The sequence below is a fragment of the Acinetobacter sp. RW6 genome (assembly GCF_041956835.1).
GTDB classification, from domain to species: Bacteria; Pseudomonadota; Gammaproteobacteria; order Pseudomonadales; family Moraxellaceae; genus Acinetobacter; species Acinetobacter calcoaceticus.
This window is the reverse complement of record NZ_CP167121.1, coordinates 1239496-1264464: the sequence shown is the minus strand read 5'-3', so window position 1 is coordinate 1264464 and position 24969 is coordinate 1239496. Positions and strand designations below refer to the sequence as shown.

Annotated in this window: 27 protein-coding genes; 12 read left to right on the top strand and 15 right to left on the bottom strand. The window is 38.9% G+C overall.

The window, feature by feature from the left end; translation table 11 throughout:
• Positions 1–4: 4 nt before the first annotated feature.
• Both ACB088_RS05935 and ACB088_RS05930 read right to left on the bottom strand, forming a co-directional pair.
• The gene (locus ACB088_RS05935; RefSeq protein ID WP_375038293.1) at positions 5–751 is read right to left on the bottom strand and encodes an acetoacetate decarboxylase family protein; all 747 of its coding nucleotides are present in this window, start codon (positions 749–751) and stop codon (positions 5–7) included.
• The gene (locus ACB088_RS05930; RefSeq protein ID WP_375038292.1) at positions 748–1551 is read right to left on the bottom strand and encodes an SDR family NAD(P)-dependent oxidoreductase; all 804 of its coding nucleotides are present in this window, start codon (positions 1549–1551) and stop codon (positions 748–750) included. Before ACB088_RS05930 ends, ACB088_RS05935 begins: the two co-directional genes overlap by 4 nt.
• Before the next feature lie 107 nt (positions 1552–1658).
• Between ACB088_RS05930 and ACB088_RS05925 the strand changes: the two genes are divergently transcribed.
• Complete coding sequence (locus ACB088_RS05925) at positions 1659–2708, top strand: AraC family transcriptional regulator ligand-binding domain-containing protein (RefSeq protein ID WP_375038291.1); 1050 nt, start codon at positions 1659–1661, stop codon at positions 2706–2708.
• A gap of 180 nt (positions 2709–2888) precedes the next feature.
• On the opposite strand, the gene ACB088_RS05920 is transcribed toward ACB088_RS05925, so the two are convergent.
• Positions 2889–3746: an SDR family oxidoreductase gene (locus ACB088_RS05920; RefSeq protein ID WP_375038290.1), complete on the bottom strand. Its 858-nt coding sequence runs from the start codon at positions 3744–3746 to the stop codon at positions 2889–2891.
• 127 nt (positions 3747–3873) lie between these two features.
• Here ACB088_RS05920 and ACB088_RS05915 point away from each other — a divergent pair, with 127 nt between their 5' ends.
• Positions 3874–4233 (top strand): helix-turn-helix domain-containing protein, encoded by a 360-nt coding sequence (locus ACB088_RS05915; RefSeq protein WP_092705997.1) that lies wholly within the window; start codon positions 3874–3876, stop codon positions 4231–4233.
• A 106-nt stretch (positions 4234–4339) separates the two neighbouring features.
• On the top strand, positions 4340–4780 hold the full coding sequence (locus ACB088_RS05910; RefSeq protein ID WP_375038289.1) for a winged helix-turn-helix transcriptional regulator: 441 nt from the start codon (positions 4340–4342) through the stop codon (positions 4778–4780).
• A 62-nt stretch (positions 4781–4842) separates the two neighbouring features.
• On the opposite strand, the gene ACB088_RS05905 is transcribed toward ACB088_RS05910, so the two are convergent.
• The 4 genes from ACB088_RS05905 to ACB088_RS05890 are packed head-to-tail and all read right to left on the bottom strand — an operon-like array spanning position 4843 to position 8453.
• Complete coding sequence (locus ACB088_RS05905) at positions 4843–6093, bottom strand: NADH:flavin oxidoreductase/NADH oxidase family protein (RefSeq protein ID WP_375038288.1); 1251 nt, start codon at positions 6091–6093, stop codon at positions 4843–4845.
• 9 nt (positions 6094–6102) lie between these two features.
• Complete coding sequence (locus ACB088_RS05900; RefSeq protein WP_092706004.1) at positions 6103–6489, bottom strand: helicase; 387 nt, start codon at positions 6487–6489, stop codon at positions 6103–6105.
• 46 nt (positions 6490–6535) lie between these two features.
• Positions 6536–7399: an alpha/beta fold hydrolase gene (locus tag ACB088_RS05895; protein ID WP_375038287.1), complete on the bottom strand. Its 864-nt coding sequence runs from the start codon at positions 7397–7399 to the stop codon at positions 6536–6538.
• A gap of 40 nt (positions 7400–7439) precedes the next feature.
• Positions 7440–8453 (bottom strand): alpha/beta fold hydrolase, encoded by a 1014-nt coding sequence (locus ACB088_RS05890; RefSeq protein WP_375038286.1) that lies wholly within the window; start codon positions 8451–8453, stop codon positions 7440–7442.
• Between the two features lie 236 nt (positions 8454–8689).
• On the opposite strand from ACB088_RS05890, the gene ACB088_RS05885 reads away from it, so the two are divergent.
• Positions 8690–9493 carry an oxidoreductase gene (locus tag ACB088_RS05885; protein WP_375038285.1) on the top strand — a complete coding sequence of 268 codons (804 nt, stop codon included), beginning with the start codon at positions 8690–8692 and terminating at the stop codon, positions 9491–9493.
• A 56-nt stretch (positions 9494–9549) separates the two neighbouring features.
• Positions 9550–10554 carry an NADP-dependent oxidoreductase gene (locus ACB088_RS05880; RefSeq protein ID WP_375038284.1) on the top strand — a complete coding sequence of 335 codons (1005 nt, stop codon included), beginning with the start codon at positions 9550–9552 and terminating at the stop codon, positions 10552–10554.
• A gap of 275 nt (positions 10555–10829) precedes the next feature.
• Here the strand turns inward: ACB088_RS05880 and ACB088_RS05875 are convergent, their stop codons facing one another.
• The 3 genes from ACB088_RS05875 to ACB088_RS05865 all read right to left on the bottom strand — a co-directional run bounded on the left by ACB088_RS05875 (position 10830) and on the right by ACB088_RS05865 (position 13087).
• Entirely contained in the window at positions 10830–11039 is a 210-nt protein-coding gene (locus ACB088_RS05875; RefSeq protein ID WP_151744914.1) for a hypothetical protein, read from the bottom strand.
• A gap of 228 nt (positions 11040–11267) precedes the next feature.
• Entirely contained in the window at positions 11268–11822 is a 555-nt protein-coding gene (locus ACB088_RS05870; RefSeq protein ID WP_375038283.1) for a TetR/AcrR family transcriptional regulator, read from the bottom strand.
• A gap of 707 nt (positions 11823–12529) precedes the next feature.
• Positions 12530–13087, bottom strand: coding sequence for an Ltp family lipoprotein (locus ACB088_RS05865; protein ID WP_004642965.1), 558 nt, complete (start codon positions 13085–13087; stop codon positions 12530–12532).
• A gap of 401 nt (positions 13088–13488) precedes the next feature.
• On the opposite strand from ACB088_RS05865, the gene ACB088_RS05860 reads away from it, so the two are divergent.
• From ACB088_RS05860 to ACB088_RS05845, 4 genes are all read left to right on the top strand, one after another.
• A complete protein-coding gene (locus tag ACB088_RS05860) occupies positions 13489–14058 on the top strand; it encodes a TetR/AcrR family transcriptional regulator (protein ID WP_035360958.1) in 570 nt (189 codons plus the stop codon).
• 139 nt (positions 14059–14197) lie between these two features.
• Positions 14198–15217 carry an MBL fold metallo-hydrolase gene (locus ACB088_RS05855; protein ID WP_375038282.1) on the top strand — a complete coding sequence of 340 codons (1020 nt, stop codon included), beginning with the start codon at positions 14198–14200 and terminating at the stop codon, positions 15215–15217.
• Between the two features lie 198 nt (positions 15218–15415).
• On the top strand, positions 15416–15964 hold the full coding sequence (locus tag ACB088_RS05850) for an Rrf2 family transcriptional regulator (RefSeq protein ID WP_209733722.1): 549 nt from the start codon (positions 15416–15418) through the stop codon (positions 15962–15964).
• 158 nt (positions 15965–16122) lie between these two features.
• Positions 16123–17328, top strand: coding sequence for an NAD(P)/FAD-dependent oxidoreductase (locus tag ACB088_RS05845; RefSeq protein ID WP_375038281.1), 1206 nt, complete (start codon positions 16123–16125; stop codon positions 17326–17328).
• Between the two features lie 88 nt (positions 17329–17416).
• Here the strand turns inward: ACB088_RS05845 and ACB088_RS05840 are convergent, their stop codons facing one another.
• Positions 17417–18109 (bottom strand): type 1 glutamine amidotransferase domain-containing protein, encoded by a 693-nt coding sequence (locus tag ACB088_RS05840; RefSeq protein WP_092706036.1) that lies wholly within the window; start codon positions 18107–18109, stop codon positions 17417–17419.
• A 155-nt stretch (positions 18110–18264) separates the two neighbouring features.
• On the opposite strand from ACB088_RS05840, the gene ACB088_RS05835 reads away from it, so the two are divergent.
• Together ACB088_RS05835 and ACB088_RS05830 are read left to right on the top strand one after the other, a co-directional pair.
• Positions 18265–18681: a MerR family transcriptional regulator gene (locus ACB088_RS05835; RefSeq protein WP_092706038.1), complete on the top strand. Its 417-nt coding sequence runs from the start codon at positions 18265–18267 to the stop codon at positions 18679–18681.
• A 77-nt stretch (positions 18682–18758) separates the two neighbouring features.
• Positions 18759–19565, top strand: coding sequence for a type 1 glutamine amidotransferase domain-containing protein (locus ACB088_RS05830; protein WP_375038280.1), 807 nt, complete (start codon positions 18759–18761; stop codon positions 19563–19565).
• A gap of 68 nt (positions 19566–19633) precedes the next feature.
• Here ACB088_RS05830 and ACB088_RS05825 read toward each other — a convergent pair whose 3' ends face one another.
• The 4 genes from ACB088_RS05825 to ACB088_RS05810 all read right to left on the bottom strand — a co-directional run bounded on the left by ACB088_RS05825 (position 19634) and on the right by ACB088_RS05810 (position 23735).
• On the bottom strand, positions 19634–20209 hold the full coding sequence (locus ACB088_RS05825; RefSeq protein WP_375038279.1) for a dihydrofolate reductase family protein: 576 nt from the start codon (positions 20207–20209) through the stop codon (positions 19634–19636).
• Positions 20210–20423: 214 nt separating this feature from the next.
• Positions 20424–21491: a saccharopine dehydrogenase family protein gene (locus ACB088_RS05820; RefSeq protein ID WP_375038278.1), complete on the bottom strand. Its 1068-nt coding sequence runs from the start codon at positions 21489–21491 to the stop codon at positions 20424–20426.
• A gap of 15 nt (positions 21492–21506) precedes the next feature.
• Positions 21507–22745 (bottom strand): NADH:flavin oxidoreductase/NADH oxidase family protein, encoded by a 1239-nt coding sequence (locus tag ACB088_RS05815; RefSeq protein WP_375038277.1) that lies wholly within the window; start codon positions 22743–22745, stop codon positions 21507–21509.
• A gap of 159 nt (positions 22746–22904) precedes the next feature.
• Complete coding sequence (locus tag ACB088_RS05810; protein ID WP_375038276.1) at positions 22905–23735, bottom strand: alpha/beta fold hydrolase; 831 nt, start codon at positions 23733–23735, stop codon at positions 22905–22907.
• Positions 23736–24065: 330 nt separating this feature from the next.
• Here ACB088_RS05810 and ACB088_RS05805 point away from each other — a divergent pair, with 330 nt between their 5' ends.
• The gene (locus tag ACB088_RS05805; RefSeq protein WP_375038275.1) at positions 24066–24962 is read left to right on the top strand and encodes an acetoacetate decarboxylase; all 897 of its coding nucleotides are present in this window, start codon (positions 24066–24068) and stop codon (positions 24960–24962) included.
• Positions 24963–24969 lie beyond the last annotated feature (7 nt).

The window sequence follows — 24969 nt, the reverse complement described above, 5'->3', positions numbered from 1 at the left end:
CCAGTTATAAAACGCGAGGATTAAATTGGCGTAATAAAAATAATGGTGTACGTAGACGAGGTATTTGAATTGGCGGAATTAACCCACCCGATAAATCAACTCGATGCAATCTTGCTTCAATGACTTTACCTAGTCCCATATTATGTAAAGGATCATTTTCAGTACCCGTAAAACGTAGGTTCATTTCTACACGACGAACTTCAAGTGGATGTTCTTTAGGGGTAAATCGAACCTCACGTGGTAGACCAAGCCCTAAACCGCCTGTGATATTACGGTGTGGCAGTCCTAAAATTGGAGGTGCATCAAGAATGACTTCACCAAGCTTGGCTTCCATTTCAATGAGTGTTGTACCGCGGCGTGAGGCATTGCTAACAATACTTTTGCCGTCATTTTCCCAACTGATCTCCCCAATCTTTTTAGGATAGCCTAGCAACTCACGTCCAATAATCATGGCGCGATCATCGTCTAAAATCATCCAAGGACAAAAGATTCCTGTTTTATTGCCTACCTTAATATGAACGAATAAACCCGCTTCATGGTAAGCACCCGTATAGACATTTTCTGGGAAATAAGCACAGAACAAATCAGCTCTTGCAGGTTCCGCCAACTTCATTCCAGACGGTAACCAGCGAGCCATGATTTTTTCATCAATTTCAACAACAGCCGTCAAGTACTGAGCATTGTGATACAGCTTATTTCCAAGATTGGCCAAGCCCACTGGAACACTTAAATCATTGATGAGTTGTCTCATGATTTTAATCTCGAAAATACTTGTTTCAGAATGGGAAGCAAAATGATGCGCGGGGTATAACGTCCCCCAAAAGTTTGAGCCTGTGCAATAAAACCGGGAATCACGATACGACGATTGCAATCCATACCTTGAATCGCTTCTTTGGCAACTCTTTCAGCCGTTACCCAAACGAAATTTCCACCAACTCCATCAATTTTGCTAATACCAGCAACTTCATTAAAACCTGTTTTAGTAGGCCCCGGAGCAAGTAAAGTACAAGTCACGCCTGTACCTGTTAGCTCGCTATGTAAGGATTCTGCAAATGAGTTTGCAAATGCTTTAGTTGCCGCATATGTGGCATTTGCCGGAGTGGGTTGATGTCCAGAAGTAGAACCGACAATAAGTATGGCTCCGGATTTTCGTTTGAGCATTTGGGGTAACACAGCTAAAGTCAGGTCGTGAATTGCCACACTATTGACTTCAACCTCTTCGCGCTCTCGGTCTGCATCTAACTCTTGAAGGCGTCCAAAAGTCGCAAAACCTGCGTTATTACAAAGAATTGAAACCTCAATACCTGCTAAATAATGACGAAATTTAGCTCTAGCTTCTCTATCTCCTAAGTCACATGGATATAAATCTACGGATATTTGATATTGAGCTTTTAACTTTTCAGCCAGCGCTTCTAATTTTTCGACACGGCGAGCAACTAAAACTAAGGAATAACCTCGTAAAGCAAACTGCTTTGCTAACTCTTCTCCAATACCAGATGAAGCCCCTGTAATCACAACGCGAGCTGAGGCTAGTGGAATAGGTAGGCTCATAATTCTTGCTCAAAATAGAATAAATTGATTATTCCGAAGTTTTGACTTGAGCGTGAGATGTAGATCAGACATACTGATAATCATTTTCGGCCACAATAAAAAACAATATGAAGGATCCCTATGGGCTATCTAAGGCCAGCATTCCTATTTCTTATGCTCATTTATTATTAGAAATCATGGTAGACAAAGGGTTTTCCGCCGTTGAGATTTTGAAAAAAAGTAAAATTCCCTTAACGCTTTTAGATCAATTAGATGCCCGAATTACCCCTATGCAATGGTCTAAACAGGCATGGGAAAGCTTAATACTGTCAAAAGATTCAGGCTTGGGATATGAATATGGAATAAAACTGCGTTTAACTGCACATGGGTCAATGGGATATGCCTTAATGAGCAGCCCCAATTTACGACAGGCTATTGAGGTTTCAACACAATTTTTTAATATGCGATTAAAAGATTATGGGATGACTCTACTAGACGATCATGACTTTTTTATTATTGAAATTAAAGAAACTCACCCCGTTGTCAGCAATCAACTCGTACAAGTAGAAATGCTGAGACGATTTTTTTACGAATGTTTGATGATTGGCGTGATTCAAGCTAGTCAATTTTTGATAGAGCATCATTTCGCTGATATTGAGTTATGGGTGGACTGGTCAGAACCTAGCTACCACAAAGCTTATCAACATTTATTGCCTACTATTCATTTTAATCAAACGACTAATCAAATTCGATATAAAAAACAGCTTCTAGACTTACCTATTAAAATGGCAGATCCAATTGCTTTCAAACAAGCTCTAGCACAATGTGAAGCTGAACAACTCCGCTTTTCCGAACAAATTAAAGATATATGCCTGACCGTAAAAGCAGAGTTAAACTTAAAACCCCAAGTGGGCTACCCCACTTTTGATGAAATTGCCGATCGCTTAAATATGTCTAGTCGGACACTGAGACGTCACTTAAACCAAGTCGGTTCTTCATATCTGCAACTGTTGGAAGAAGTACAACAAAAAGAGGCTGAAAACTTATTACTTAATAGTGATATGGAAATACAAGAGATAGCTGTTTATCTGGGCTATATACAGCCGACTAATTTCACACGGGCATTTAAGAAATGGACTGGAATAACGCCAATCCAATTTCGAAAGAAAGAAATATAAAAACTAAACTATCAAAAACACCCGTGTGCATCTTGCTTTAAAGCATTTGATTTGGTTGTTATTTACTGACTCAATAACTTGGTCTACCCCGACTTTATGAAAGTTGTATTTATTAAAATATACAAAGGCCTAAATCAGAACGATTTAAGCCTTTTTATTTTTTAGGTATATAGCGTCGATTTAAGATAAAAATTCTTTAATCGTCTCTTGCATAGTTGTAGTGGCACGACCAATTAACTGGTGCAGGTCTTTACTTTCACTATACAAGCCACCTTTAGATACGCCTTCATCTGAATCTGCCAAAATATTGGCAAAGCCTTCTGGTATACCCAATTGTACCAAAAGCGCTTTATATTCTTCTTCTGGTAAGTCTTGGTAAATGACTTCTTTTTTACTGATTTCACTTGTCCATTTTGCAACGTCATCAAGGGTATAGCTCGTATCACCTGCTAGTTCATAAACTTTATTTTCATGCCCTTCTTGAGTTAATACTACAGCGGCAGCAATCGCATAATCTAAGCGTGAAGCAGAAGCAATTTTACCGTGATGCGTTGCCCCGAAAATTTTGCCATGCTCAACTGCTTGGGCAAGTCCCATCGCATAGTTTTCGCTGTACCAGTTATTACGTAATAATGTATGTGAAATATTCGATGTTTTTAAATATTGTTCAGTCTCTACATGTTCTTGTGCTAATAGAAGCGGTGATGTATCTGCGTTTAATAAACTCGTGTAAACAATAAATTTTACCTGTGCAAGTTTTGCCGCATTAATCACATTTTGGTGTTGTACTGTACGTTGACCGATTTCATTTGATGAGATTAATAAAAGCTTATCAATACCAGCCAATTGAGCCGAAAGTTTATCTGCATCTTGAACATAATCAAAAGCGCGAACTTCGATCCCTTTTGAGCTTAATTCTGATGCTTTTTCTGGATTGCGAACTAATGCCACAATATTTTTTGCCTCAGTACGTTCGAGTAATTGAGAAATAACGAATTGGCCGAGTTGACCTGATGCACCAGTAACTGCAATACGCATGATGATCTCCATCTGATGTAGTTGATATCTTTCAATCATCGTAGTACCTTAACTTACTAAAAGTAAGTACTTACCTAAAAGTAAGTTTAGAAACAAATGTAAAGTTTTGTAATTAAGGTGGTGCGCGATGAAAGGATACGTTTTTTCAGCAGATTGTCCCTCTCGGAAAATTTTGTTAACACTCACTAGCCGTTGGAGTGTCTTGATTTTAGTGGCACTTCGAGATCAACGTTTGCGCTTTAATGAGTTAAAAAAACTAATTGATGGCATTAGTGAAAAGATGTTGGCACAAACCTTAAAAACGCTTGAGCAAGATGGTTTTATCGTGCGTCAGGATTATGCAGAAATACCACCTCGTGTAGATTATCAATTAACAGACTTTGGACGAGAGGCTTCCGAACGACTATTTGATTTAACGACTTGGCTTGAAAATAATTTATCCAAATTATTAGAAAATCAGCCGAGTGCAGACATCGTTCAAAATTGACTCGGGAAATAAAAGTATTATCGTATATTAAACATTCAAACTGGTTTCACTCACCACTTTATGTTAGTATTATTTTAGTAGTTACTATTAAGTTTATTAATTCGATATGAGTAAAAATAGCAATCTTGAAGTCTGCCCAATCGCTAGAAGTCTTTCTGTTCTAGGTGATGCATGGAGTATGTTGATTTTACGTGATGCTCATGCGGGTTTTACACGTTTTGATCAGTTTCGTAAAAGCTTAGGTATTGCACCAACCATGCTAACTAAACGTTTGTCTGTTTTAGTGGAGGAAGGCTTACTCGAAAAAAGACAATACTCTGAACATCCGCCGCGTGAAGAGTACCTATTAACTGAAGCCGGTAAAGATTTTTTACCTGCTTTATTTGTGATTGGCGCATGGGGCCGAAAATATAAACCTTATGAACAGCCCGAAAAAATGGTGACTTTTCTTGACGCAGAACAAGGCACTGAAATTAAACCGATTGTGATTGATCAAATCACTGGTGCTGAAATTGGTACTCGCCCTATTCGCCAAAAAACCGAATAAGATTTCAAATAAAAAGCACTCAATTGGAGTGCTTTTTATTGTGCCTATTTAAAGTAAGTCAGCTACTTTGCTCGGCTACGTTGGGTTGCATAAGTTCCCCAACCATTACGTAAAACAGATTTAATAAATGCCCATAAACCACTTTCATAAGGTTTTGGCTCTCTACCTTGACCTATGCGTTTTAATTGTTGGGTGTACCAAAGTACTTCCATAACGCCTAGACTATCAACCTTCTTAATGCCTGTTTTGATGGGATGCACCGACCGAAGACCATTTTTGCCCGCTAGCAAATATTTAGGTACATCAGGTTCAATTGCCATAATTCTTGCAATCCCAATGACATCACACGCTTGAGACTGTAAAGCTTGATTCATACCTTCTACGGTCCGAAAACCACCTGTGACCATCAGCGGTGTTTTTACGAGTGTTCTTACTTTTTCTGCGAAATCAATAAAGAAAGCTTCACGTGCAATGGTCGATGCTTTTTGTGGTGCTTTGGCTACTCCTGATTCATACGTCCCGCCCGATATTTCAATCAGGTCGATCCCTGCATCCGCTAAAGCCTTGATCGTTTCTAAAGAGTCTTGCTCTGTAAAACCACCTTTTTGAAAGTCTGCAGAGTTAAGCTTAATTGCAATTGGAAACTCTTTACCGACTTGTTTTCGAATTTCTGTATAAACTTCCATTAAAAAACGACGGCGTTTTTCAGGCGTACCGCCCCACTCATCGTTTCTTAAATTATGCAAAGGCGACAAAAACTGGTTAATGAGATAACCATGTGCAGCATGAATCTCGACGCCACTAAATCCAGCCTTTTGACATATGGCAGCACTACGACCAAAACGCTGAATAATATCTATAATCTCTGCATCTGTGGCTTCCTCAGGCGTCGCAAATAAAGATTGCATTTCTGGCCCGAACGGCACTGCCGATGCAGAAATATTACGTACATTTAATCCTTTCGTTGATTGTTTTCCCGGATGATTTAACTGTGCCCACAATTGAGAACCTTGATCGGTCACGGATTTTGCCCATTTTTGTAAAATCGCAAAATCACGCTCATCCTCAACCACCACATTCCCAGCCTCCCCCAAGGCACGTCGGTCAATCATAATGTTGCCACTGATGATCATCCCAATTCCTGATGCAGCCCAACGCTGATATAACCGAACATGTTTTTCGGTTGGATTATTTGAATAGGTGGCTAAGGTTTCACTGGTTGAAGCCTTCGCTAGTCGGTTTGGAATGCTGAAGCCATTTGGCAACGTTAAAGGCTGATTCAAAAGATTGGTTTTTAATTGCAGTTGAGTCATGGTCTTATCTCACACAGTTAAAGATGGTTTTGAATGAGGTTGAATAAAGTCCACTAAACTTTGAAACCACATCACATCCACAAAATTTCCGCTAATCACAAGGTCTTGTGTTTTAAGTGCCGTTAAAAACGTATTCACGCTATCTTTAGCAGACAATACGGCGAACCCCTTGCTACCCGTTTTAAATGTAAAAATAAAACTGGGTGACTTGGTTAGCCCTGAGTAAGAGTTAATCTTGCCGTTTTTCACTTCGAAATAGCGCCCTTCACCATTTGCAGTTTGAATCTGAAAGGTGACATTTTTGTCATTCACATAGGCCGCACATTTCGGGTTCTTTTTTACCGCACGCTGCATGAGCTTGGTGAGCATCCACAGCAATAATTTAAATTTCATCATTTTTATCTTCTTGATTCATCAAATTGACTAGATCAAACTCATGCATTTATTCATCTAAGAACTGTATTGCATGCTTTACAAAGCGTTCAGGGTATTGAAATTGAGCACCATGTCCTGCATCTGGATAGATGAATAGCTGCGCGTTTGGAATGTTGAGTACCATGTGATATGCATTGATGGTCGGAATCATCACATCATCTACACCATTTAAAATGAAAGTAGGTTGTTTAATCTCACGTAAATGCGCAAAAGGATCTTGTTCATCAAGTTGAGGTAAAAAATGCATATTGGCTTCTATCTGTGCCTGCATGACTTCAACTGAACTTGCTGCATCTTGATCTTTGCGTTCATGTCGACGTTGCCAAAATTCATGGCCCGCTTGAATCGCAGCTTCAGATCGGCCAAAGAATAAAAAGAGAAAGTCTTCTTCAGATGGCACAGCAGTTGTTGCATGTTTCAATACCAACGCAGCTACTTCGGGGTCGTCACCGCGTGGTTTACCGCCTCTTGGCCCTGTACCTAAAAGCATCAGCTTTCTTACGAGTTCAGGATGACGGCGTACCAAGTCTTGTGCCTGAAACCCACCAAGTGAAAAGCCTAACAGGTCAACTTGCTTTAAGCCTAGTGCACGAATGACTGCTGCCGCGTCGTCTGCCATATCCTCAATGCGAGTACGAGGCTGGCCTGTAGATGAAGCAATACCTCGCCCGTTAAACAAAATGACTTCACGCCCTTCTGCCAAACCATTGGTAATGATTGGGTCCCAATTGTCTAATCCGCCTCGGAAATGCTGGAGAAAGAATAACGGTGGTTGCTCTGTATTTTCATTTCCCCATCGACGGTAGGCAAAATTTGCTCCATCTACTTCAATGAATTGGGTCTCTGCTGTTTGGTGAGTAATAGTAGTCATTATCTTTATCCTAAATTTAAGTTTCTGATTAAGCTAATTTTTATTTAGCTAAAAACGTGAGAGATTGTTTTACAAAATCATCATGAAACTGAAATATTCCCCCATGACCTGCATCTGGATAGATAACAAGTGAGCTATTCGGTAAGCGCTTTGCTAAATCGTAAGTATTTACTGTTGGCACCATTCGGTCATGATCGCCATTGGCAACCAATACAGGTTGTTGAATTACAGAAAGGTCAGCAGACTCTTTATTTCCCCATTTTTTGAGTGCTTTAAGTTGGGCACGATAGGCTGACATGGTGATTTCTTTGTCACGGTTTTCAGTACGTTCATTAATGCGTTGAATAAACTGTTTTGCCGCAGCTTTACCATTTTCTGTACGCGTGAAGAAAAGATAAACTTTAGGGTCTTGACCAGTAGCCATTCCACGGACTAAATCCCAATTAGAAATTCGCCCTACGGTACTAATGCCTGTACCACCCGCAGGGCCAGTTCCCGACAAAATCATTTTTCGAACCAAATTCGGCTGCTTCAAAACAATCTCTTGTGAAATCATGCCGCCCATCGAGAAGCCAAATAAATCAACTTGCTTAAATCCTTTTGCCTGAATGAAAGCAATCGCATCATCTGCCATCTGCTCAATCGACTGGGCTGGTTTACCTGTAGAAGCACCAACACCACGATTATCAAACACCACCACATGATGTTTAGCAGCAATTCCATCAATAATTCGTGGGTCCCAGTTATCTAGAACAGCTGCCAAGTGATTTAAGAAAATGACAGGTGTTCCACCATTTTGTTGACCATATTCTCGGTAAGCGAAGTTAACGCCACCTGCACTAATAAATTGAGTGGGTACATTCTTCCAATTTGTATCTTGCTGAGCGTTTTGCCCTGCTTGCGGATTGTTAATAGCACTTGATGACACTTTATGTGCCTGAATAGATGCTTCATTAAAAGAAACCGATGGCACAACCTCTGCCTGAGTTAAGGGAGCACTAAAAATAGATACCGCTGTCAAACCCATAGCAACTGTATTTAATAAAAACTTCATTTCTCTGATCCTCAAATTTAATTCATTGATCTGATTTATCTGTTTTTTATGAGTGATCTTTCAAAGGGAGAAAAGATAAAAAACAGAGTAAGTATCGATTTAATACCAACTATACATAGGTAAAATTAGATTGTCACTATCTTTTTAGTAGTAACTATTTTATTTTTAGATTATGATGAAAAAATCAAGCCGGAATTCATTCGTTCAGGCGACAAAGTTTAAGTAAGGAACATGATATGACCAGCAAAGTAGTTCTCATTACAGGCGCATCTTCGGGTATTGGGTTGGCGACGGCAGAGCTTTTACAGGAAGCAGGATTTATTGTTTATGGCACAAGTCGACAAGCAAAAAATCCCTCTAAGCATAAATTTCACCTTATTGAGTTAGATGTAAATCAAGAAGACTCAGTTGCTCAAGCCATTGAAAAAGTAATAGCAAACGAAGGCCGAATTGATGTCTTAGTTAACAATGCAGGGTTTGCAATATCGCCTGCTGGTGCCGAAGAAAGCTCAATGCAACAAGCACAGGCTATTTTTGATACCAACTTCTTCGGCGCTGTTCGGATGACACGTTCAGTAATTCCACATATGCGTGAAAACCGTTCAGGACTGATCTTAAATGTCAGTTCAATTCTTGGACTTGTGCCGATGCCTTTTAGCGCACTTTATTCTGCGTCAAAACATGCGCTTGAAGGTTATTCTGAATCTTTAGACCATGAATTAAGGTCTCAGGGCATTCGTGTATCTCTTATTGAACCCGCTTATACCAAGACTTCTTTAGGAATGAATTTACTTGAAGCCGACAATAAAGTTGCTTTTTATGATGAAGCACGCAAAAAGTTACATCGACAAATGATTAATTCAATTAATAAGTCAGATGACCCAAGTGTGGTTGCCAATACAATTTTAGATGTGATTCAAAGTCAACATGTCGTACCTCGCTACACAGCAGGTAAAACTGCAAAAAACTTAAAAGCGTTAAGACGATTTGCACCAGCAAAGATCTTTGACAAATTAATTCAGCGCAGCTTAAAAGTTTAGAGCAAACTTAAGCTTATAAAACATTAAAAACAAATTTCAAAAAATAGAGGTTTAAAATGAAAGCAGCCTACATAAGCCGTTATGGCAAGATTGATGATGTACAAATCAATGAACAACCCAAACCATCTCTAACCGAAGATGCTGTCCTTGTTAAGGTACATGCAGCAAGTATTAACCCTCTCGACTTAAGAATTTTAGAAGGTGAATTTAAGGCAATTCTGCCAGTACCATTTCCTTTTATTTTAGGCAATGATTTTGCAGGCACAGTGGTAGAAGTTGGATCGAACGTTACCGAGTTTAAAGCTGGAGACGAAGTGTATGCCAAGACCGATCTGAACGGCGCTTTTGCCGAATATACGGTCGTTCAGCAGTCTTCGCTGGCGCTTAAACCGCAAAATATTTCGATGGAACAGGCAGCAGCTCTACCTTTAGTTGCCTTAACTTCATGGCAAGCACTAGTTGAAATTGCAAAAGTGAAAACTGGACAAAAAGTACTGATTCACGCAGGTTCAGGCGGTGTGGGTTCAATTGCAATTCAACTTGCCAAGTCATTAGGTGCTATTGTTGCAACCACAACCAGTGGCAAAAACACTCGTTGGGTTAGAGAGTTGGGTGCCGACATCATTGTTGACTATAAAACAACGGACTTTGAGCAAGAGCTTAAAGACTATGACGTAGTTTTAGATACACAAGGTGGGAAAACCTTAGAGAAATCACTCAATGTACTTAAACGTGGTGGGCGTCTTATTAGTATTTCAGGCCCACCCGACCAAGCTTTTGCAGAAGCAATTAATCCGAACTGGTTTCTAAAATGTGTTATCCCACTGTTAAGCTGGTCAATTCGAAATAAAGCAAAAAAACGTGGCATTACTTATTCATTTTTATTTATGCAACCGAGTGGTCCACAGCTCTCAAAAATTTCCGAATTGGTAGAAGCTGGAAAGATTAAACCCGTAGTTGACCAAACCTATGACTTTGCTCAAATTAAAGAAGCACTTCAATATGTAAATACGGGCCGATCAAAAGGTAAAGTTGTTTTAAATAATATTGCTGAACTTTGAGCATTTATTTAAATAAAAAACACTACGAATGGTCAAATCATTAAAGATCTTAATGACTCGACCATTCGTAGTAGCTTTATAAAATCAAAAGTAATTTCTAGTCTATTTCTTCATTGGTATTTTTAAATGACTATGCCAATGAGGACAAAAATATTCCTTAAATAAAAAATCATGATATTTATAGGATGCTTTCTGCTACAAGAAATAGACTTAAATACGTATAAAAAAAACCTCAATGAGATATTGAGGTTTTTTATACATTTGCGATAGTTTTATCAGTTTTGCTGATCTTTTTGCCGCTGTATATCTTTCTGATCTTTCACGTTTTGTTGTCGCTGTTGATTTGGTATATGGTGTTGGTATTGGTGGTTTTGTTGCTGTTGTTGATCCTGTTGGTTTTGCTCGAATTGTTGATCTTGCTGTTTATTTTGGCGATCTTGATCACTCTCTTGTTGCCGGTGTTGATCACTTTTTTGATTAGCCATATTAATTGTCCATTCTTTAATATGATTCATTTTTAAATTCACATACTTATCATTATAAAGCTACCTCCTTCATGTGACATTTTCTTTCATTGTAAATTTTATGATTGAAGATAAAAATATATGGCTAATAAAGATGCAGTTATTTGAATTTCCTAAAAATATAAATTACATTGACTACTTGATCAAACAAATTTCATTTTAGATTTTACAAATTAAAATGCTTTTCTCTCACCCCAACCCCAATAAAAAATACTCAAGCAACCTCTCCCGTTCATCTGGTTTACTCGGGTCTAAAAGCTGAACCATTGCTCCATCAATCACAAACAAAAACATGTGGGCATCGGGTTTTGAAGTATTTGTATTGGACGTTAAAAGCAGATTATGAATTTCCTTGATCAACCAATTTCGATAGTCAATGACGACCTGATACGCCTTTGGATGTGTTTTCGCAATTTCAAAAATAGCTTTAAACGGCAAATGATAAAGCCCTTCTAAATCGGCATGCAAAAAGTATATTTTCCTAAGTTTTTCAACTAGCGTTAAGTCTTTTTGAACATAAATAATTGAAAGTACTTCTTCTTTTAAACCATCTTTTTGAAAGGTCAGACTCATTTCAATGAGGCGTTCTTTTGAGTGAAAATAATTATAAAACGTGGCTTTTGGGATTTTTGCTGCTTCAATAATTCGGTCTATCCCGACATTGTGAAAGCCGTGTTTATTAAAAAGATATCTTGCAGAATGAAGTACGCTTAAAGCACGAAATGGGAGATTTGAATGTGGCATAGTTTTACCGTTATAAAATAAATTTTTGTTGTATATAAATGAGATATGAAATCCGCTGCCCTTTCTTGGGAGAAAAAAAGGCATAGCAAAGCCGTAAAGACTGTGCTTGGCACATCTCAAGTTTTATTGTTGATGCAAGTTTTTTAGTCGTGACGATTTAAAGCCTGATAAGCCTAGAGGCGATCAAACTGTTTTAAAAGTTTAAGTTGTGTCGTTATAGACTTTGGCAAAGACTGCCAAGAAATGATTAGTGTGCAAAGCCAACTCCTTTTTATTGGGAGTTCTGCCAAAGCATTATAAATTATGGTGGCAGAACGGAAGTGGGTTGACGGACTGGGTTCGACATCCAGCACACTCGAAAGTGTCCCACTCCCGTCCTACCGCTACGGGAGGGAACGAGGTGCACACATGAAACTATTCCTCAGAAGGAATAATCTGATGTGGTCGATCATCGGTCCGTCAAAACCGACTGGCAATGTAGGCCAGCCCGCAAATGGTAATCTTCAAAAATTATGGTGTCAATGTGAAATTGGCTAGAAAATATTTAATTAATTATTGTTTTTCATTTAATTACATATTTAAGGAATATCTTAAATGTAAGCTTAATAAAATTATTGGTTCTGAATAATTATTTAAAGGTTTTATATTCAGAATAAAGAAATCCGCTAGGCTATTAATATTAAAGCCATAGCGGAAAGTTATAATGATTAAGAACATGCTCCTACTTGCTGCGCCCCATATCGAGCCTGTTGCTCAGTAAATCTATCACCAGCACTGGACGAAAGTTGGTCAATAAGGCCACTACAAGAAAAACCTGTTAGTTCTATATATTGTTGTGCTGCTTGTACTGCTTCCTGATTCCAATCTACATCCATGCTATCGACCGCAGCTTCGGCATCTGCATAGCTAAAACCATCGCCAGCGCTTGAAGATAATTGGTCAATTAAGCCTTTACGAGAAAAACCCATCAGATCAAGATATTGCTCAGCAGCTCTAACAGCATTGCGTTGTTGATTAGTCAAATTAGAGGTGACCACAACTGGCGTATTTTGATTTTCAGCTTTATTCGCTGCATCAACTGCTGCCTGTGCCTCTTCTGCAGCTTCAACTGCTTCACTTGCGGCAGCAATGGCTTCTTGCTTTGCTGATTCACTAACATTATTTGAGGAAGTTGATGATACTTTTGAACTGTTCCCTCCAACAATAAGGGCTAATACAAAAATAATAGTAAATAGAATACCTACCCACATAAAAAATGTCTTCATACCCTATTTCTCCTAATTTTTTAAAATCGATATTACAAAAGTAAAGTTATGTGTTTTCTATGTTATTGGTTTGTATTTAACCTAATTATTAAGGTGGATTCAAGAATAATTAATTCTTCTAAATTTACTTTAAGCTGTACAAAAAATTCTTCTTAACTCGTGAAATAACTAATTATATTTATAACCATAGAAAGAACTACATCTTAGATAATCTAGATTAGTAAATTGCCTTTTATTTATCTGATGAAAAATCAAAAAATAATAAAAATTAGTATGGTAGTTTTACTATTAAATATTTTGCTGGGAATGGGGAAAAAGCTAATGTAAGGCTTCTTTATTTCACTTGCACTCTATCTATTTTCATGTATGATTGAGTAATCACTCAATTAATATATTTGTGTATGGCTCGTCCTCGTAGTGAAGATAAACGTAATGCAATTTTAAGTGCTGCTATTGAAACATTGGCAGAGCTTGGCGAACGTGCGTCTACCTCAAAAATTGCTAAAGTCGCTGGCGTGGCAGAAGGCACTTTATTTACCTATTTTAGTAGCAAAGAAGAGTTGCTTAATCAGCTCTATCTTTCACTAAAGGCTGAACTACGTCAGGTCATGATTCTCAATTACCCTGATCACTCCGATTTGCAAACACAAATGTCCCATATTTGGCAAAGCTATTTGGACTGGAGTTTAGAAGCTCCACTCAAACGCAAAGTAATGGCACAGCTTTCAACCTCTGAACAAATTACCGAGCAAAGCAAACAAATTGGCATGCAAACCTTTTGTGATCTGACCCAAAATATTCAAGAACATATTAATGGCGGAACACTACGTGATTACCCCCCGTTATTTATTGCTTCAATTTTGGGGGCACTTGCCGAAGTCACACTGAATTTTATTGCCCAAGACCCTTCTCAAACCGAGCGTTATCGCAAATCTGGCTTTGAAGCATTTTGGCATGCGGTTTCAATTTAAATAAAAGGTAAGGACCCACGGCGTCCTTATTTTTGAACCAATTAATGAGTGAGTAAATACTCATTTATATAGATATTAATAAGTACTCTTAAAGTTCTTATTTGCACATATAGGTTTATTCCACTAAAGGAAAAACAAGATGACTATTTCAAACACAACAGACTTGCCTTCTCCCTTAATGTCGTCACAACAGCATGATGGCAAATTTAGAAATACACGCCCAAACCTACACAAATCATCTTTTGGTAAAACACTTCAGTTGATGTGGAAGTTTCTATTTAACAAACCGAAAGACACTGTGCCCAACCGAGACATTCCCGTTTTGAGTTTGTCAAAAGAACAACTTTTGAGTGCGCCTGACCGCTCCCTATTTCGTCTTGGGCACTCGACCATATTGTTAAAATTGCGAAATGAGTTTTGGTTAACTGACCCTGTTTTTTCAGAGCGCGCCTCGCCTTTTCAGTGGATTGGGCCGAAACGTTTTCACCAACCACCCATTAACATTGCTGACTTACCGCCCATCAAAGGCGTGATTTTGTCGCATAACCACTACGACCATCTCGACTACCATGCAGTCATGCAGCTTAAAGACAAAGTTGAACATTTCTTAACGCCGCTTGGTGTGGGTGACACACTCATTAAATGGGGAATTCCAGCAGAAAAAGTTCAACAACTTGACTGGTGGGACACCACCCATGTCGATGGTCTTGAACTGGTTGCGACCCCTGCCCATCACTTCTCTGGTCGTGGCATGGGTGATAGTAATGAAACGCTTTGGGCATCTTGGGTGATTATTGATAATGATCTACGCGTGTTTTTTAGCGGAGATACCGGATATTTCGATGGTTTTAAAGAGATTGGACATCGTTATGGCCCCTTCGATCTGACCATGCTAGAAACCGGAGCTTATGACCCAGAATGGCCAGATGTTCACATGCAACCAGAGCAAACCTTGCAAGCGCATCTCGATTTAAAAGGACGTCATTTGTTACCCGTGCATAACGGAACTTTTGACTTGGCGCTCCATGCTTGGGACGACCCGTTTGAACGAATTGTCGCTTTGGCTAAACAAAATGAATTAGCAATTAGTACGCCGCAAATGGGTGAAGTATTAAACTTAAACGAGCCAAATGTTGAAAATTATTGGTGGCGTTCGTAAGTTTTTTCAATAATTTTTAAATTATTTATAGCCTCTAATTTTACTTTAAAGGTATTCAAATTCAGATATATATCTCCCATTCCTCCTATCTATATCATTCACAAATAAAACTAGGACTAACTTTGTCTTAGTTTTATTGTTGACTTAAAACACAGACTACATTAGTCTGTGTTTGTAATTGATCAATTATGAAATTAAATGGCTTATATCACTAGTAGCGTCGAGTATGCGATTCACTGTCTTCTTTTTCTTGTGAACAATGAAGATAAACCTTTGAGTAGTAAGGATCTTGCCGAATTACAAGGAGTCTCTCCAAGTTTTATGGCCAAGATTTTTCCTAAACTTGAAAAGGCAGGCCTTGTTGTTGCACAAGAAGGTGTTCGTGGTGGGTATTTACTGGCCAAGCCTGCTCATGAAATCAGTTTTCTAGATATTGTGAATGCGATCGAAGGTGAAAAACCGCTTTTTGAGTGCCAAGAAGTCCGTGGAAAATGTGCGGTCTTTAATCATGCTCCACCTGATTGGGCAACCAATGGTGTATGTGCCGTGCATGCTGTCATGCTGCAAGCCGAAAAGGCCATGCGAGATGCTTTAGGTGCTCATACACTTGGCGATATTGCAGACCGTTTTGGTCGTTATGCACCCGACGTATTTTTTAGTGATGTAAATGGCTGGATCAATGAACGCATTGAAGGAAGAACAGCAAAAATGCGAAAAAGTAAAATATCACGGGATATGCCCGACTAATGAGCTTATAGGGTCTCACCCCTAGAGTAACAACACCCCTAACCCTTTTTTAAACGCCTTCTCAGATTTTTCGGACAATCAGAGAAAGGATTCGCTCACCCTAAATTTTGTGATGAGCTGGAATGTATTGTCCGAAAACCTATCAAAAGGATAATCAAATGAGTAAGCGTATTATTATTGCAGGTTCTGGTTTTGCTGGTTTATGGGCTGCACTTGCTGCACAACGAGCAATTCACTTAGCATCCCAAGAACAAAATATTGAAGTGGTTATGGTTTCCCCTAGCCCGAATGTTGGGATTCGACCGCGGCTTTATGAAGCTGTACTTGAAAATATGAACCCTGATATTTCAGAGTTATTAAGTGTAGTCGACGTTAAATACGTGGCTGGCTGGGTAAATCAGATTGATGCCGACCAACAAACAATTGAAGTTTCAACCACCGACGGCGGCAAGCAAACCTTAAGTTATGACCGTTTTATTCTGGCAACTGGAAGTACGACGTTTATGCCGCCTATACCGGGCCTTACCGAATATGGGTTTAGCGTAAGCACATTAGAAGATGCGGAAAAATTAGACCTGCATCTTAAAAACCTAGCTAACAAACCTTCAAATGCAGCTCGTAATACTGTAGTCGTCGCTGGTGGCGGTCTTACTGGTCTAGAAACAGTGACTGAAATGCCTGAACGTTTACGTCACATTTTAGGCGAAACTGATATTCGTGTGGTGTTAGTCGACTCATCTGCACAAATTGGTGCTGCTATGGGTGATGAAGCTGCGGCTGTAATTCGAGAAGCTCTCGACGAGTTGGGTGTTGAAGGTATAGCTGGAGTCCGCGTTACTGCACTTGATGCTTCTGGTGTAACACTTTCTAATGGTGAAAGAATTGAAGCAGAAACCGTCATTTGGACTGCGGGCATGAGAGCTAACTCACTCACCTCTCAAATTGCAGGTGAAAAAGATAATTTAGGCCGTATTTTAGGTGATGCCTATTTACATGCACCTGAATCAAAAAATATTTTTGTGACCGGTGATACGGTAAAAGTTCCAACCGATGATTTAGGTAATTTTAATGTGATGTCTTGTCAACACGCCATGAGCCTAGGCCGTGTGGCGGGTTACAATGCTGCGGCGGAATTGGTTGATTTACCGTTGCATGCCTATAGTCAGCCAAAGTATGTGACTTGTCTTGATTTAGGCCCTTGGGGTGCTCTCTATAGCGAAGGTTGGGACCGTCAGGTTCAATTTGTTCGTGAAGAAGCCAAAAAAATTAAGCAAGAAATTAATACTGTCTGGATTTATCCACCTGCGGCAGACCGTGATGCTGTGTTTGCGATAGCAAATCCTGATTTTGTAATTGTTCCTTAAAACAATCTGTTTTAGTGAGTACAAGTCTATTTAAAAAAACCCAAAAGTAGAGAACTGCTTTTGGGGTTTAGTTTTGAATCATTAAAATCTATGCTTTTTCTAGCTCTTCTATAATCGCTAAAGCTGTCTTTTTAGCAGAAAAAGGATTTTGACCTGTAATTAAATTGCCATCTTGAACAACATAGGGTGCAAATGGAACAAAAGCCTTTTTATAGTCAGCACCATACTCTTTTGCTAACTCTTCGGCATTATAAGGTACCTTTTTTGCCACGCCTGCCAAGATTTCTTCACTCCATGCATAACCTGTTAATTTTTTACCTTCTATCAGTCGTTTACCATTTGAAAGCCTTACATTAAGTAAGCCGCAATAGCCGTGACATACGCTCGATACAATGCCGCCCTTTTCATAAATATTTTTGGTGATTTCTTGTAGTTCAGGGTTATCTAGAAAATCCCACATTACCCCATGGCCGCCAGTGTAATAAATCGCGTCATAATCTTGCCAATGAATATCTGAGGGTTTATGAGTGTTGGCCAGCAAAGTCATAAACGTTTGATCGTCTTCTCTCGCTTTGACAGATTTATCGGCAACTAAAGCGCCCAGTGATTTTGGTTCAATTGGCGTTTTGCCGCCATTTGGACTCACAATATCTTGGATATAACCTTTTTCTTCGAACTTATCATAGGCATGCGTGAGTTCGCCTAACCATAGACCTGTGGGTTCATCTACATCTTTATAGCGTGAAACATTGGTCACGACATGTAATATGCGTTTAGACATCTTTTCACCTCATTTTTCATATTTATAATTCTGTTCATTAATTTATCAAAGCATAGAAACCTGTTACTGAAAGTTTGTGCTTAGTAAAGTTATGAACCTTGCTTTTACACCACTATAAGTCTAAAGTTAACTTTAATGTCAAGAGAGTAGTGGCTATGAATATTAGCGAATTATCTAAACTAAGCGGTTTAACGACCCCTACCATTCGTTATTATGAACAAATCAAACTCTTGCCTAAAGCTAAAAGAAAATCGAATGGCTACCGTGAATATAGTGACAACGACTTAAAACAACTTTCTTTAATTCAACAGGCTCAACAAGTTGGATTTTCTTTAGCAGAAATTAAAGCTTTTTTGCCATCAAAAGTTGCCTCTTGGAATCATGATGAACTAATTAAAACACTTGAATCCAAAATTCAGGAAATAGAACTTTTAGAACAAAAGCTAAAAGTGAGTAAACAAAATTTACACACCATGATTGATGCGATCAATAACAAGCCAGATGAGATTACTTGCGAACAAAATGCGGAAAGACTCATGAATCTCTATTACGACAAGGCAAAAGCACCATAAAATTTTAAGAAACCTATTGACCTTAAAGTGAGCTTTAAGCATAGGATTGACTACAGGTGATTGATAAGGAACCTGTGATGTTTAAAGTTTGGAATTTTCAGCGTTGGTTAACAATTATTTTTGGCATTCTTTTGTCTTCAAATGTGGTACATGCCGCAGAGTCAGATAAAGCTCAAAGCCTTACTAAAGCAAACGGAAGAATTTTAGTCGTGATGACCAATCACTCGGCTTATCCTTCCCGTTCGGATAAAACAGGACTTTGGCTTACTGAACTGACTCACTTTTATGATGTTGCTTTAGCGGCTGGCTATGAAATGGATTTTGTAAGCCCGCTCGGCGGTGAAGTTCCGTTAGATGAACGTAGCCTAAAATCCACTTATTTAGACAAATCAGCGCGAGATCATTTAGCCAACCCAGCATTTATGCAGCGGTTAAAGACCACATTGTCCCCTAGTGCAATTAATCCATCAGATTACAAAGCTATTTACTATACTGGTGGTCATGGCACCATGTGGGATTTCCCGAACAATAAATCTTTGCAAAACATTAGCGAACAGATCTATCGCCAAGGTGGAATAGTTTCAGCAGTATGTCACGGCGTGGGTGGTTTATTGCCTCTACAAGATGAAAATGGCAAATCGTTAATTGCAGGTAGAACCGTTACAGGCTTTGCAAATATTGAAGAAACACTGTCTGGTATTAAATCTCAAGTACCTTTTTCTTTACAAAACGAACTCATTGAACGCAGAGCAAACTACAAACAAGCATTTGTTCCATTTACGTCTTATGTGATTTCGGACGACAGAATTATTACTGGACAAAACCCTCAGTCGAGTAAGGAAATTGCCGAAGCAGTTGTTAAGCGTTTAAGTAGCATTGAATAAATCTAAAAAGACGAATTACAGCTCCATTCTGTAATTCGTCTTTTCCATATAAATACTATAGAAAAAAATCAGCCAATCTTTTGATAATGAAGACCTATTGCACCTGAAGCAAAAGTTTTATTTTCAATGAGTTTAAGATTGGTCTTTTCCTCAATACCTTGAAATAGTGGCAAGCCACTACCAATTAAGACGGGCGAAACCGTAATTTTATATTCATCAATTAAACCAAGTTGCATCAAGTAGTGAGCGAACCGAGGACTCCCCAGAATTACCATATCCTTGCCCTGCTTCTGTTTAAGCTTATGAATCTCTTCTTCAACATGATCTTTCACAAGTCTGGAGTTATTCCACTCGACTTTATCTAAAGTTGTAGAAAAAACAATTTTCTCTGTCTTTTCGATCCATTCGGCATGATTTCGCTCATGCTCTGAAGCTGCTGGATTTGAAAGCATAGTTGACCAATAATCGTACATCATTTGATACGTCGCACGCCCCCAAATGACCGTATCGGCAGTGCTCAAAATTTCTTTTGCATGGTTTGCTAAATCGGCATCGTAAGCAATCCAACCAATGTCCATTGCTCCATTTGGCCCTTCTACAAAACCGTCAAGCGATGCATGTAGGAACAGTACGAGTTTTCTCATTATTTACATTCCTTTGCTCATAAAAAATATGCACTATATTTTAGTATATTCAATTTGAATTATTTCTCGTGGAATGTTTTGTTTTCTCTTTTTCTTAGAACAAAAACCAAGGTGTATTTGTTTGAAATAGCTCTAAATCTTATCAATTACCCGAATAAGCATGATTCCTTATTCGGGATCAATCTATAAACATAATGCTTTAAACAAAGTTTTGTTAAGAGATCACCAGTGATCCAGAACCCGGAAGTTCGGTTACTAGTTTATAGCCCATCAGTTTTGCAGGCGTATATGTACCACCTTTGACCGTATTTTTAAGTAAATAACTCACCACAGCCAGTGAACCATTCACGGTAAGGCTATAAGCATTTTCTGTTTGGATACGGGCAGTTTTTATTTCTCCGCGAGCATTTCTTGCTTCGCCCCAAACATAGGTCGGTACTTTCGCGCGAAGTTCTTCGTTTGGCCCAACAATCGTTTTTTCAATACGTGACTTAATTAACTTCTGCACAGCCTTGAGTTTTAATACAGGGCGTAAATAATTCATCATTTTCGCGCCCATAATCATTTTAGGAAATGCAGGTACAAACACTTCAATGTTTGGAATACCAGTTGTATAGAACGCTGTAGATACGTCACCCCACGGAACACTCATGGCACTTTTTTTACCGTCACCAAAATCAATAGTCCGAACATAATGTGCTAATGGAACGGTGGTAATTTTTCCATTTTTACGAATTTTTCCGCCCTCACCCATACCTTCTATACTTGTTTTGGCAGTACCCGGTGAAAACCCAGTTCTAGAGTCAAAACCAAGCGCTAAATGGGTCGCATCTGGTAGTGCTTCTTTCAGTGCGGCTGCAACACAATCTGTTGGAATCACATCAAAGCCAACACCCGGACAAAGTACAATATCGGCTTTTTCTGCTTGGTTATTGAGAGACTGTGCCAATTCAAATACAGAAATTTCACCAGTAATATCTAGATAGTGAGCGCCTGCTTTTATACAAGCTTCCATCATGGGTTTTGAGGTAGCTGAAAATGGCCCTGCACAGTGCATAACCAGTTTAAAACCTTTGAGATGCTCACTTACCGCCTCTACATTATCAAGACCAAAAGCCTGATAGGTGAGCCCTAACTCTTGAGCTAGTGCTTCAACCTTGGCCTTGTTACGACCAGCAAGAGTTGGTTTTAGACCTTGACGTACAGCTTCACGAGCGATTAACTCGCCCGTGTAGCCATTTGCTCCATAAATTATCCAGTTTGAATCGTTAGAATTTGTCATAACACCACTCTTTTATTAAGAAGCAAATGAATAGTCGCGCATGCCTTTTTTGTATTGGCGGGTACGGCATGACATAGCTGATTGTTGTAAAATTAAAGCCCACGCTGGTGAAACATTTGGTTTAGTTTTTTTACCCGAGCTTAAATTACGTAACTGGAATTTGACCACCGCCATATTTGCAAGGGAAGCTAACGTTTTATTTTCCCATGTAATTGGTTTTAGTTCAGGTGTAATATTTTGGCCTTGTTTCCAAGCATTGGGCAAATTAGGTTCAATTGCTAAAGCTGTGGCAATGCCGACCATATCTACACCGCTTTCAACCACCTGCTCTGCTACCTGTTTACGGCGTATACCACCTGTTACCATAACAGGCATTTTGGCAACTTTTCGAATTTCTTGTGCAAACTCTAAAAAGTAAGCTTCCCGAGCAAGTGTTCGACCATCACGTGCTTGACCTTGCATTGCTGGTGCCTCGTAACTACCACCTGAAAGCTCAACCAAATCGACAGCGTATTCGTTTAACATTTTAACCACTTGTTGAGCATCTTCGGCGCTAAACCCACCGCGTTGGAAATCGGCTGAATTTAGTTTTACTGCAACAGTAAACTGAGGCGAAACCATTTTACGAACTGCATCCACAATTTCAATTAAGATACGAGCGCGATTTTCTAAGGAACCACCCCATTGATCTTGGCGTTTATTACTGAGTGGAGAAAGAAACTGACTGAGTAGATAACCATGCGCTGCATGAATTTCAACACCAGTAAACCCTGCTTTTTCACCTAAACGCGCCGTGTTTGCAAAACGCTGAATCACCTCTGCAATCATAGATTCAGTCATTTCGATTGGCGTATTAAAGCGGTCTGACATTTTTCCTAAATCTAAAGCAACGGCAGAAGGTGCCCATGTTTGTTGCCCTAAATTTGACTGCATTTGACGCCCCGGATGATTAATTTGAAGCCAAACCTGAGCGCCTTTGGAACGTCCAGTTTGTGCCCACTTTTTGAAAGTATCTAAATGCTTTTCATCTTCAAGAACCACACCGCCCGGTCCAGTCATCGCTCTACGGTCTACCATGACATTTCCGGTAATAATTAGACCTACACCACCATTTGCCCAAGCTTGATATAAACGCATTAGCTCTTCTGAAGGTGCGTGGTTAAGATCAGCCATGTTTTCTTCCATTGCCGCTTTCGCAATTCGGTTTGAAACATATGAGCCATTTGGAAATACTAATTTTTCGAACACTTTCATTGGAATGACCTCATTCAGTATGGCTTTACTTTAAGATTAAAGCTAACTTCAATGTCAATACTTTTTCAATTTTTACTCTTTAATAATTTGAATTAACTAATTTTTTATATAAAAAAAGAGGCTATTGAATGCCTCTTTTTTTAAAGTTTAATACTTTTATTACTCACGAATAAAGGCTAATAAGTCTGCATTAATCACTTCATGGTTCACTGTTAACATGCCATGAGAAAAACCAGGGTAGATTTTTAATTGGCTATTTTGAAGCAATTCAGCAGATTTCACGCCAGAAGTTTTATAAGGCACGATCTGGTCATCATCACCATGTAATACCAAAACAGGAATCGTGATTTTCTTTAAATCTTCGGTAAAGTCAGTTTGTGAGAAAGCGACAATACCGTCGTAATGCGCTTTTGCACTACCCGTCATACCCTGACGCCACCAGTTATTAATGATACCCTCAGATGGTTTCGCATCAGGTCGATTAAAACCATAGAATGGTCCAGATGGTAAATCACGGAAAAATTGTGCACGATTGGTGAGAACTTGATTTTGCAGGTCATCAAAAACTTCTTTTGGTAAACCTTCAGGATTATTTTCAGTTTTAACCATGAGTGGCGGGACAGCACTGACAAGCACAGCTTTTGCAACATTTTCTTCGCCATGACGAGCGATATAGTGAGCCACTTCACCGCCGCCTGTTGAGTGGCCAATATGAATTGCATTTTTAATATTGAGATGTTTAACCACCTCTGCGACATCATCTGCATAATGGTCCATATCGTGACCATCCCACACTTGACTAGAACGACCATGACCACGTCGGTCATGAGCCACAACACGATAACCTTGTCCTAAAAAGAAAAGTAGTTGAGTGTCCCAATCGTCTGAACTTAAGGGCCAACCGTGATGAAAAAATAAAACTTGGGCATCGCGTGGACCCCAATCTTTATAGAAAATATCAACGCCATCTTTTGTGGTTACATATCCCATCTTTGTTCTCCTGCTAAAAATCTGCTTGTAGATTCGTTATAAAGGCTTGAATATTTATACTAAGGTTAAAGTTAACTTTAAGGTCAACAGTCTTAATTTATTTTTAATAATAAAATTTATATGAAGACTCCACAGGACTTTGTATCTTTTTAATCTTTAATTGTTTTTGTTTTATTTCTTTTAAATGCCAAAGATCTTACATATGAAAATTTAAAACCTTGACTTTAAAGTTAGCTTTAATCTTATAGTGACTACATTGGCTATAAATTAACACGTCTCGATATGGACAAACGTAGCTACTCGGTCAATTAATGTTAAAGGTGAACTCTCATGAATATAAAACAACAGTTTACTGAGGTTGAGTTTGGGCAACAAAAAGTCAAAGTATCTAAAGGCGGTTATTACGACCGTTTTAGAATGAACCCGGATTTAGACGAAGTAGCTCAAGATCCGGCTGCTGGCAATATCGATTTTTTTCGTAAAATTCCTAAAAAATTAGTTGAATCGAGGGTTGGACCTGTCTGGGCACCAAACTTTTATTATCGTAGTTCAAATATTCAGCTGTTAATGCTTGCGCCAATTAAGCAAATTAAGGCAAAACTTCCTGCTGCTTTAACTCCTTTACAACCATTTCCAAGGTATGGATTAGTAGCAGTCACATTCTTTACCTATTCAGTTTGTGACAATGACCCATATAACGAAGTGTCAATTGCGATTGTTGTACGTAAACCGAATGCTCGTGGACCACACATTGCTGAGTTAATGAAATCGATGCGTCAACGTCATTTCTATGCACATGTTTTAGCATTGCCTGTAGATACAGAAATTGCCCGTGTGCGTGGTGTATATGGTTACCAGTTACCAAAATGGTTAACTAAAATTGATGTCAACATTAGCTCAAAAGAGGTCCAAGCCAATATTGCCGATCTTAATGGCAAATTAGATTTAAGCCTAAAAACCCGTGTACCGAATTTAAAACATGTCGATTCTGAAACACATATAAACAAAGCCACCATGCTACATGTGGTTGATGGAACATGGCACCAAACAGAAGTTCAGTCCAACATTCTTTCTTTTGCACAAAAGCTTTTTCCAAAGAAAATTCAATTAGTGAAAAACCAAGGACCCTTAACCAAGTTGCTTAATGAACTTGGCGCTTCAAAAATTCTACGTTTAGACGTAATAGAAGATGCTCAGGTGGTATTAAATCTACCAGTTAAAATTTAGTAATCTG

Coding starts and splice junctions, on each gene's coding strand:
- ACB088_RS05935 (WP_375038293.1), bottom strand. CDS start 751: ATGAGACAACTCATCAATGATTTAAGTGTTCCAGTGGGCTTGGCCAAT.
- ACB088_RS05930 (WP_375038292.1), bottom strand. CDS start 1,551: ATGAGCCTACCTATTCCACTAGCCTCAGCTCGCGTTGTGATTACAGGG.
- ACB088_RS05925 (WP_375038291.1), top strand. CDS start 1,659: ATGAAGGATCCCTATGGGCTATCTAAGGCCAGCATTCCTATTTCTTAT.
- ACB088_RS05920 (WP_375038290.1), bottom strand. CDS start 3,746: ATGCGTATTGCAGTTACTGGTGCATCAGGTCAACTCGGCCAATTCGTT.
- ACB088_RS05915 (WP_092705997.1), top strand. CDS start 3,874: ATGAAAGGATACGTTTTTTCAGCAGATTGTCCCTCTCGGAAAATTTTG.
- ACB088_RS05910 (WP_375038289.1), top strand. CDS start 4,340: ATGAGTAAAAATAGCAATCTTGAAGTCTGCCCAATCGCTAGAAGTCTT.
- ACB088_RS05905 (WP_375038288.1), bottom strand. CDS start 6,093: ATGACTCAACTGCAATTAAAAACCAATCTTTTGAATCAGCCTTTAACG.
- ACB088_RS05900 (WP_092706004.1), bottom strand. CDS start 6,489: ATGATGAAATTTAAATTATTGCTGTGGATGCTCACCAAGCTCATGCAG.
- ACB088_RS05895 (WP_375038287.1), bottom strand. CDS start 7,399: ATGACTACTATTACTCACCAAACAGCAGAGACCCAATTCATTGAAGTA.
- ACB088_RS05890 (WP_375038286.1), bottom strand. CDS start 8,453: ATGAAGTTTTTATTAAATACAGTTGCTATGGGTTTGACAGCGGTATCT.
- ACB088_RS05885 (WP_375038285.1), top strand. CDS start 8,690: ATGACCAGCAAAGTAGTTCTCATTACAGGCGCATCTTCGGGTATTGGG.
- ACB088_RS05880 (WP_375038284.1), top strand. CDS start 9,550: ATGAAAGCAGCCTACATAAGCCGTTATGGCAAGATTGATGATGTACAA.
- ACB088_RS05875 (WP_151744914.1), bottom strand. CDS start 11,039: ATGGCTAATCAAAAAAGTGATCAACACCGGCAACAAGAGAGTGATCAA.
- ACB088_RS05870 (WP_375038283.1), bottom strand. CDS start 11,822: ATGCCACATTCAAATCTCCCATTTCGTGCTTTAAGCGTACTTCATTCT.
- ACB088_RS05865 (WP_004642965.1), bottom strand. CDS start 13,087: ATGAAGACATTTTTTATGTGGGTAGGTATTCTATTTACTATTATTTTT.
- ACB088_RS05860 (WP_035360958.1), top strand. CDS start 13,489: ATGGCTCGTCCTCGTAGTGAAGATAAACGTAATGCAATTTTAAGTGCT.
- ACB088_RS05855 (WP_375038282.1), top strand. CDS start 14,198: ATGACTATTTCAAACACAACAGACTTGCCTTCTCCCTTAATGTCGTCA.
- ACB088_RS05850 (WP_209733722.1), top strand. CDS start 15,416: ATGGCTTATATCACTAGTAGCGTCGAGTATGCGATTCACTGTCTTCTT.
- ACB088_RS05845 (WP_375038281.1), top strand. CDS start 16,123: ATGAGTAAGCGTATTATTATTGCAGGTTCTGGTTTTGCTGGTTTATGG.
- ACB088_RS05840 (WP_092706036.1), bottom strand. CDS start 18,109: ATGTCTAAACGCATATTACATGTCGTGACCAATGTTTCACGCTATAAA.
- ACB088_RS05835 (WP_092706038.1), top strand. CDS start 18,265: ATGAATATTAGCGAATTATCTAAACTAAGCGGTTTAACGACCCCTACC.
- ACB088_RS05830 (WP_375038280.1), top strand. CDS start 18,759: ATGTTTAAAGTTTGGAATTTTCAGCGTTGGTTAACAATTATTTTTGGC.
- ACB088_RS05825 (WP_375038279.1), bottom strand. CDS start 20,209: ATGAGAAAACTCGTACTGTTCCTACATGCATCGCTTGACGGTTTTGTA.
- ACB088_RS05820 (WP_375038278.1), bottom strand. CDS start 21,491: ATGACAAATTCTAACGATTCAAACTGGATAATTTATGGAGCAAATGGC.
- ACB088_RS05815 (WP_375038277.1), bottom strand. CDS start 22,745: ATGAAAGTGTTCGAAAAATTAGTATTTCCAAATGGCTCATATGTTTCA.
- ACB088_RS05810 (WP_375038276.1), bottom strand. CDS start 23,735: ATGGGATATGTAACCACAAAAGATGGCGTTGATATTTTCTATAAAGAT.
- ACB088_RS05805 (WP_375038275.1), top strand. CDS start 24,066: ATGAATATAAAACAACAGTTTACTGAGGTTGAGTTTGGGCAACAAAAA.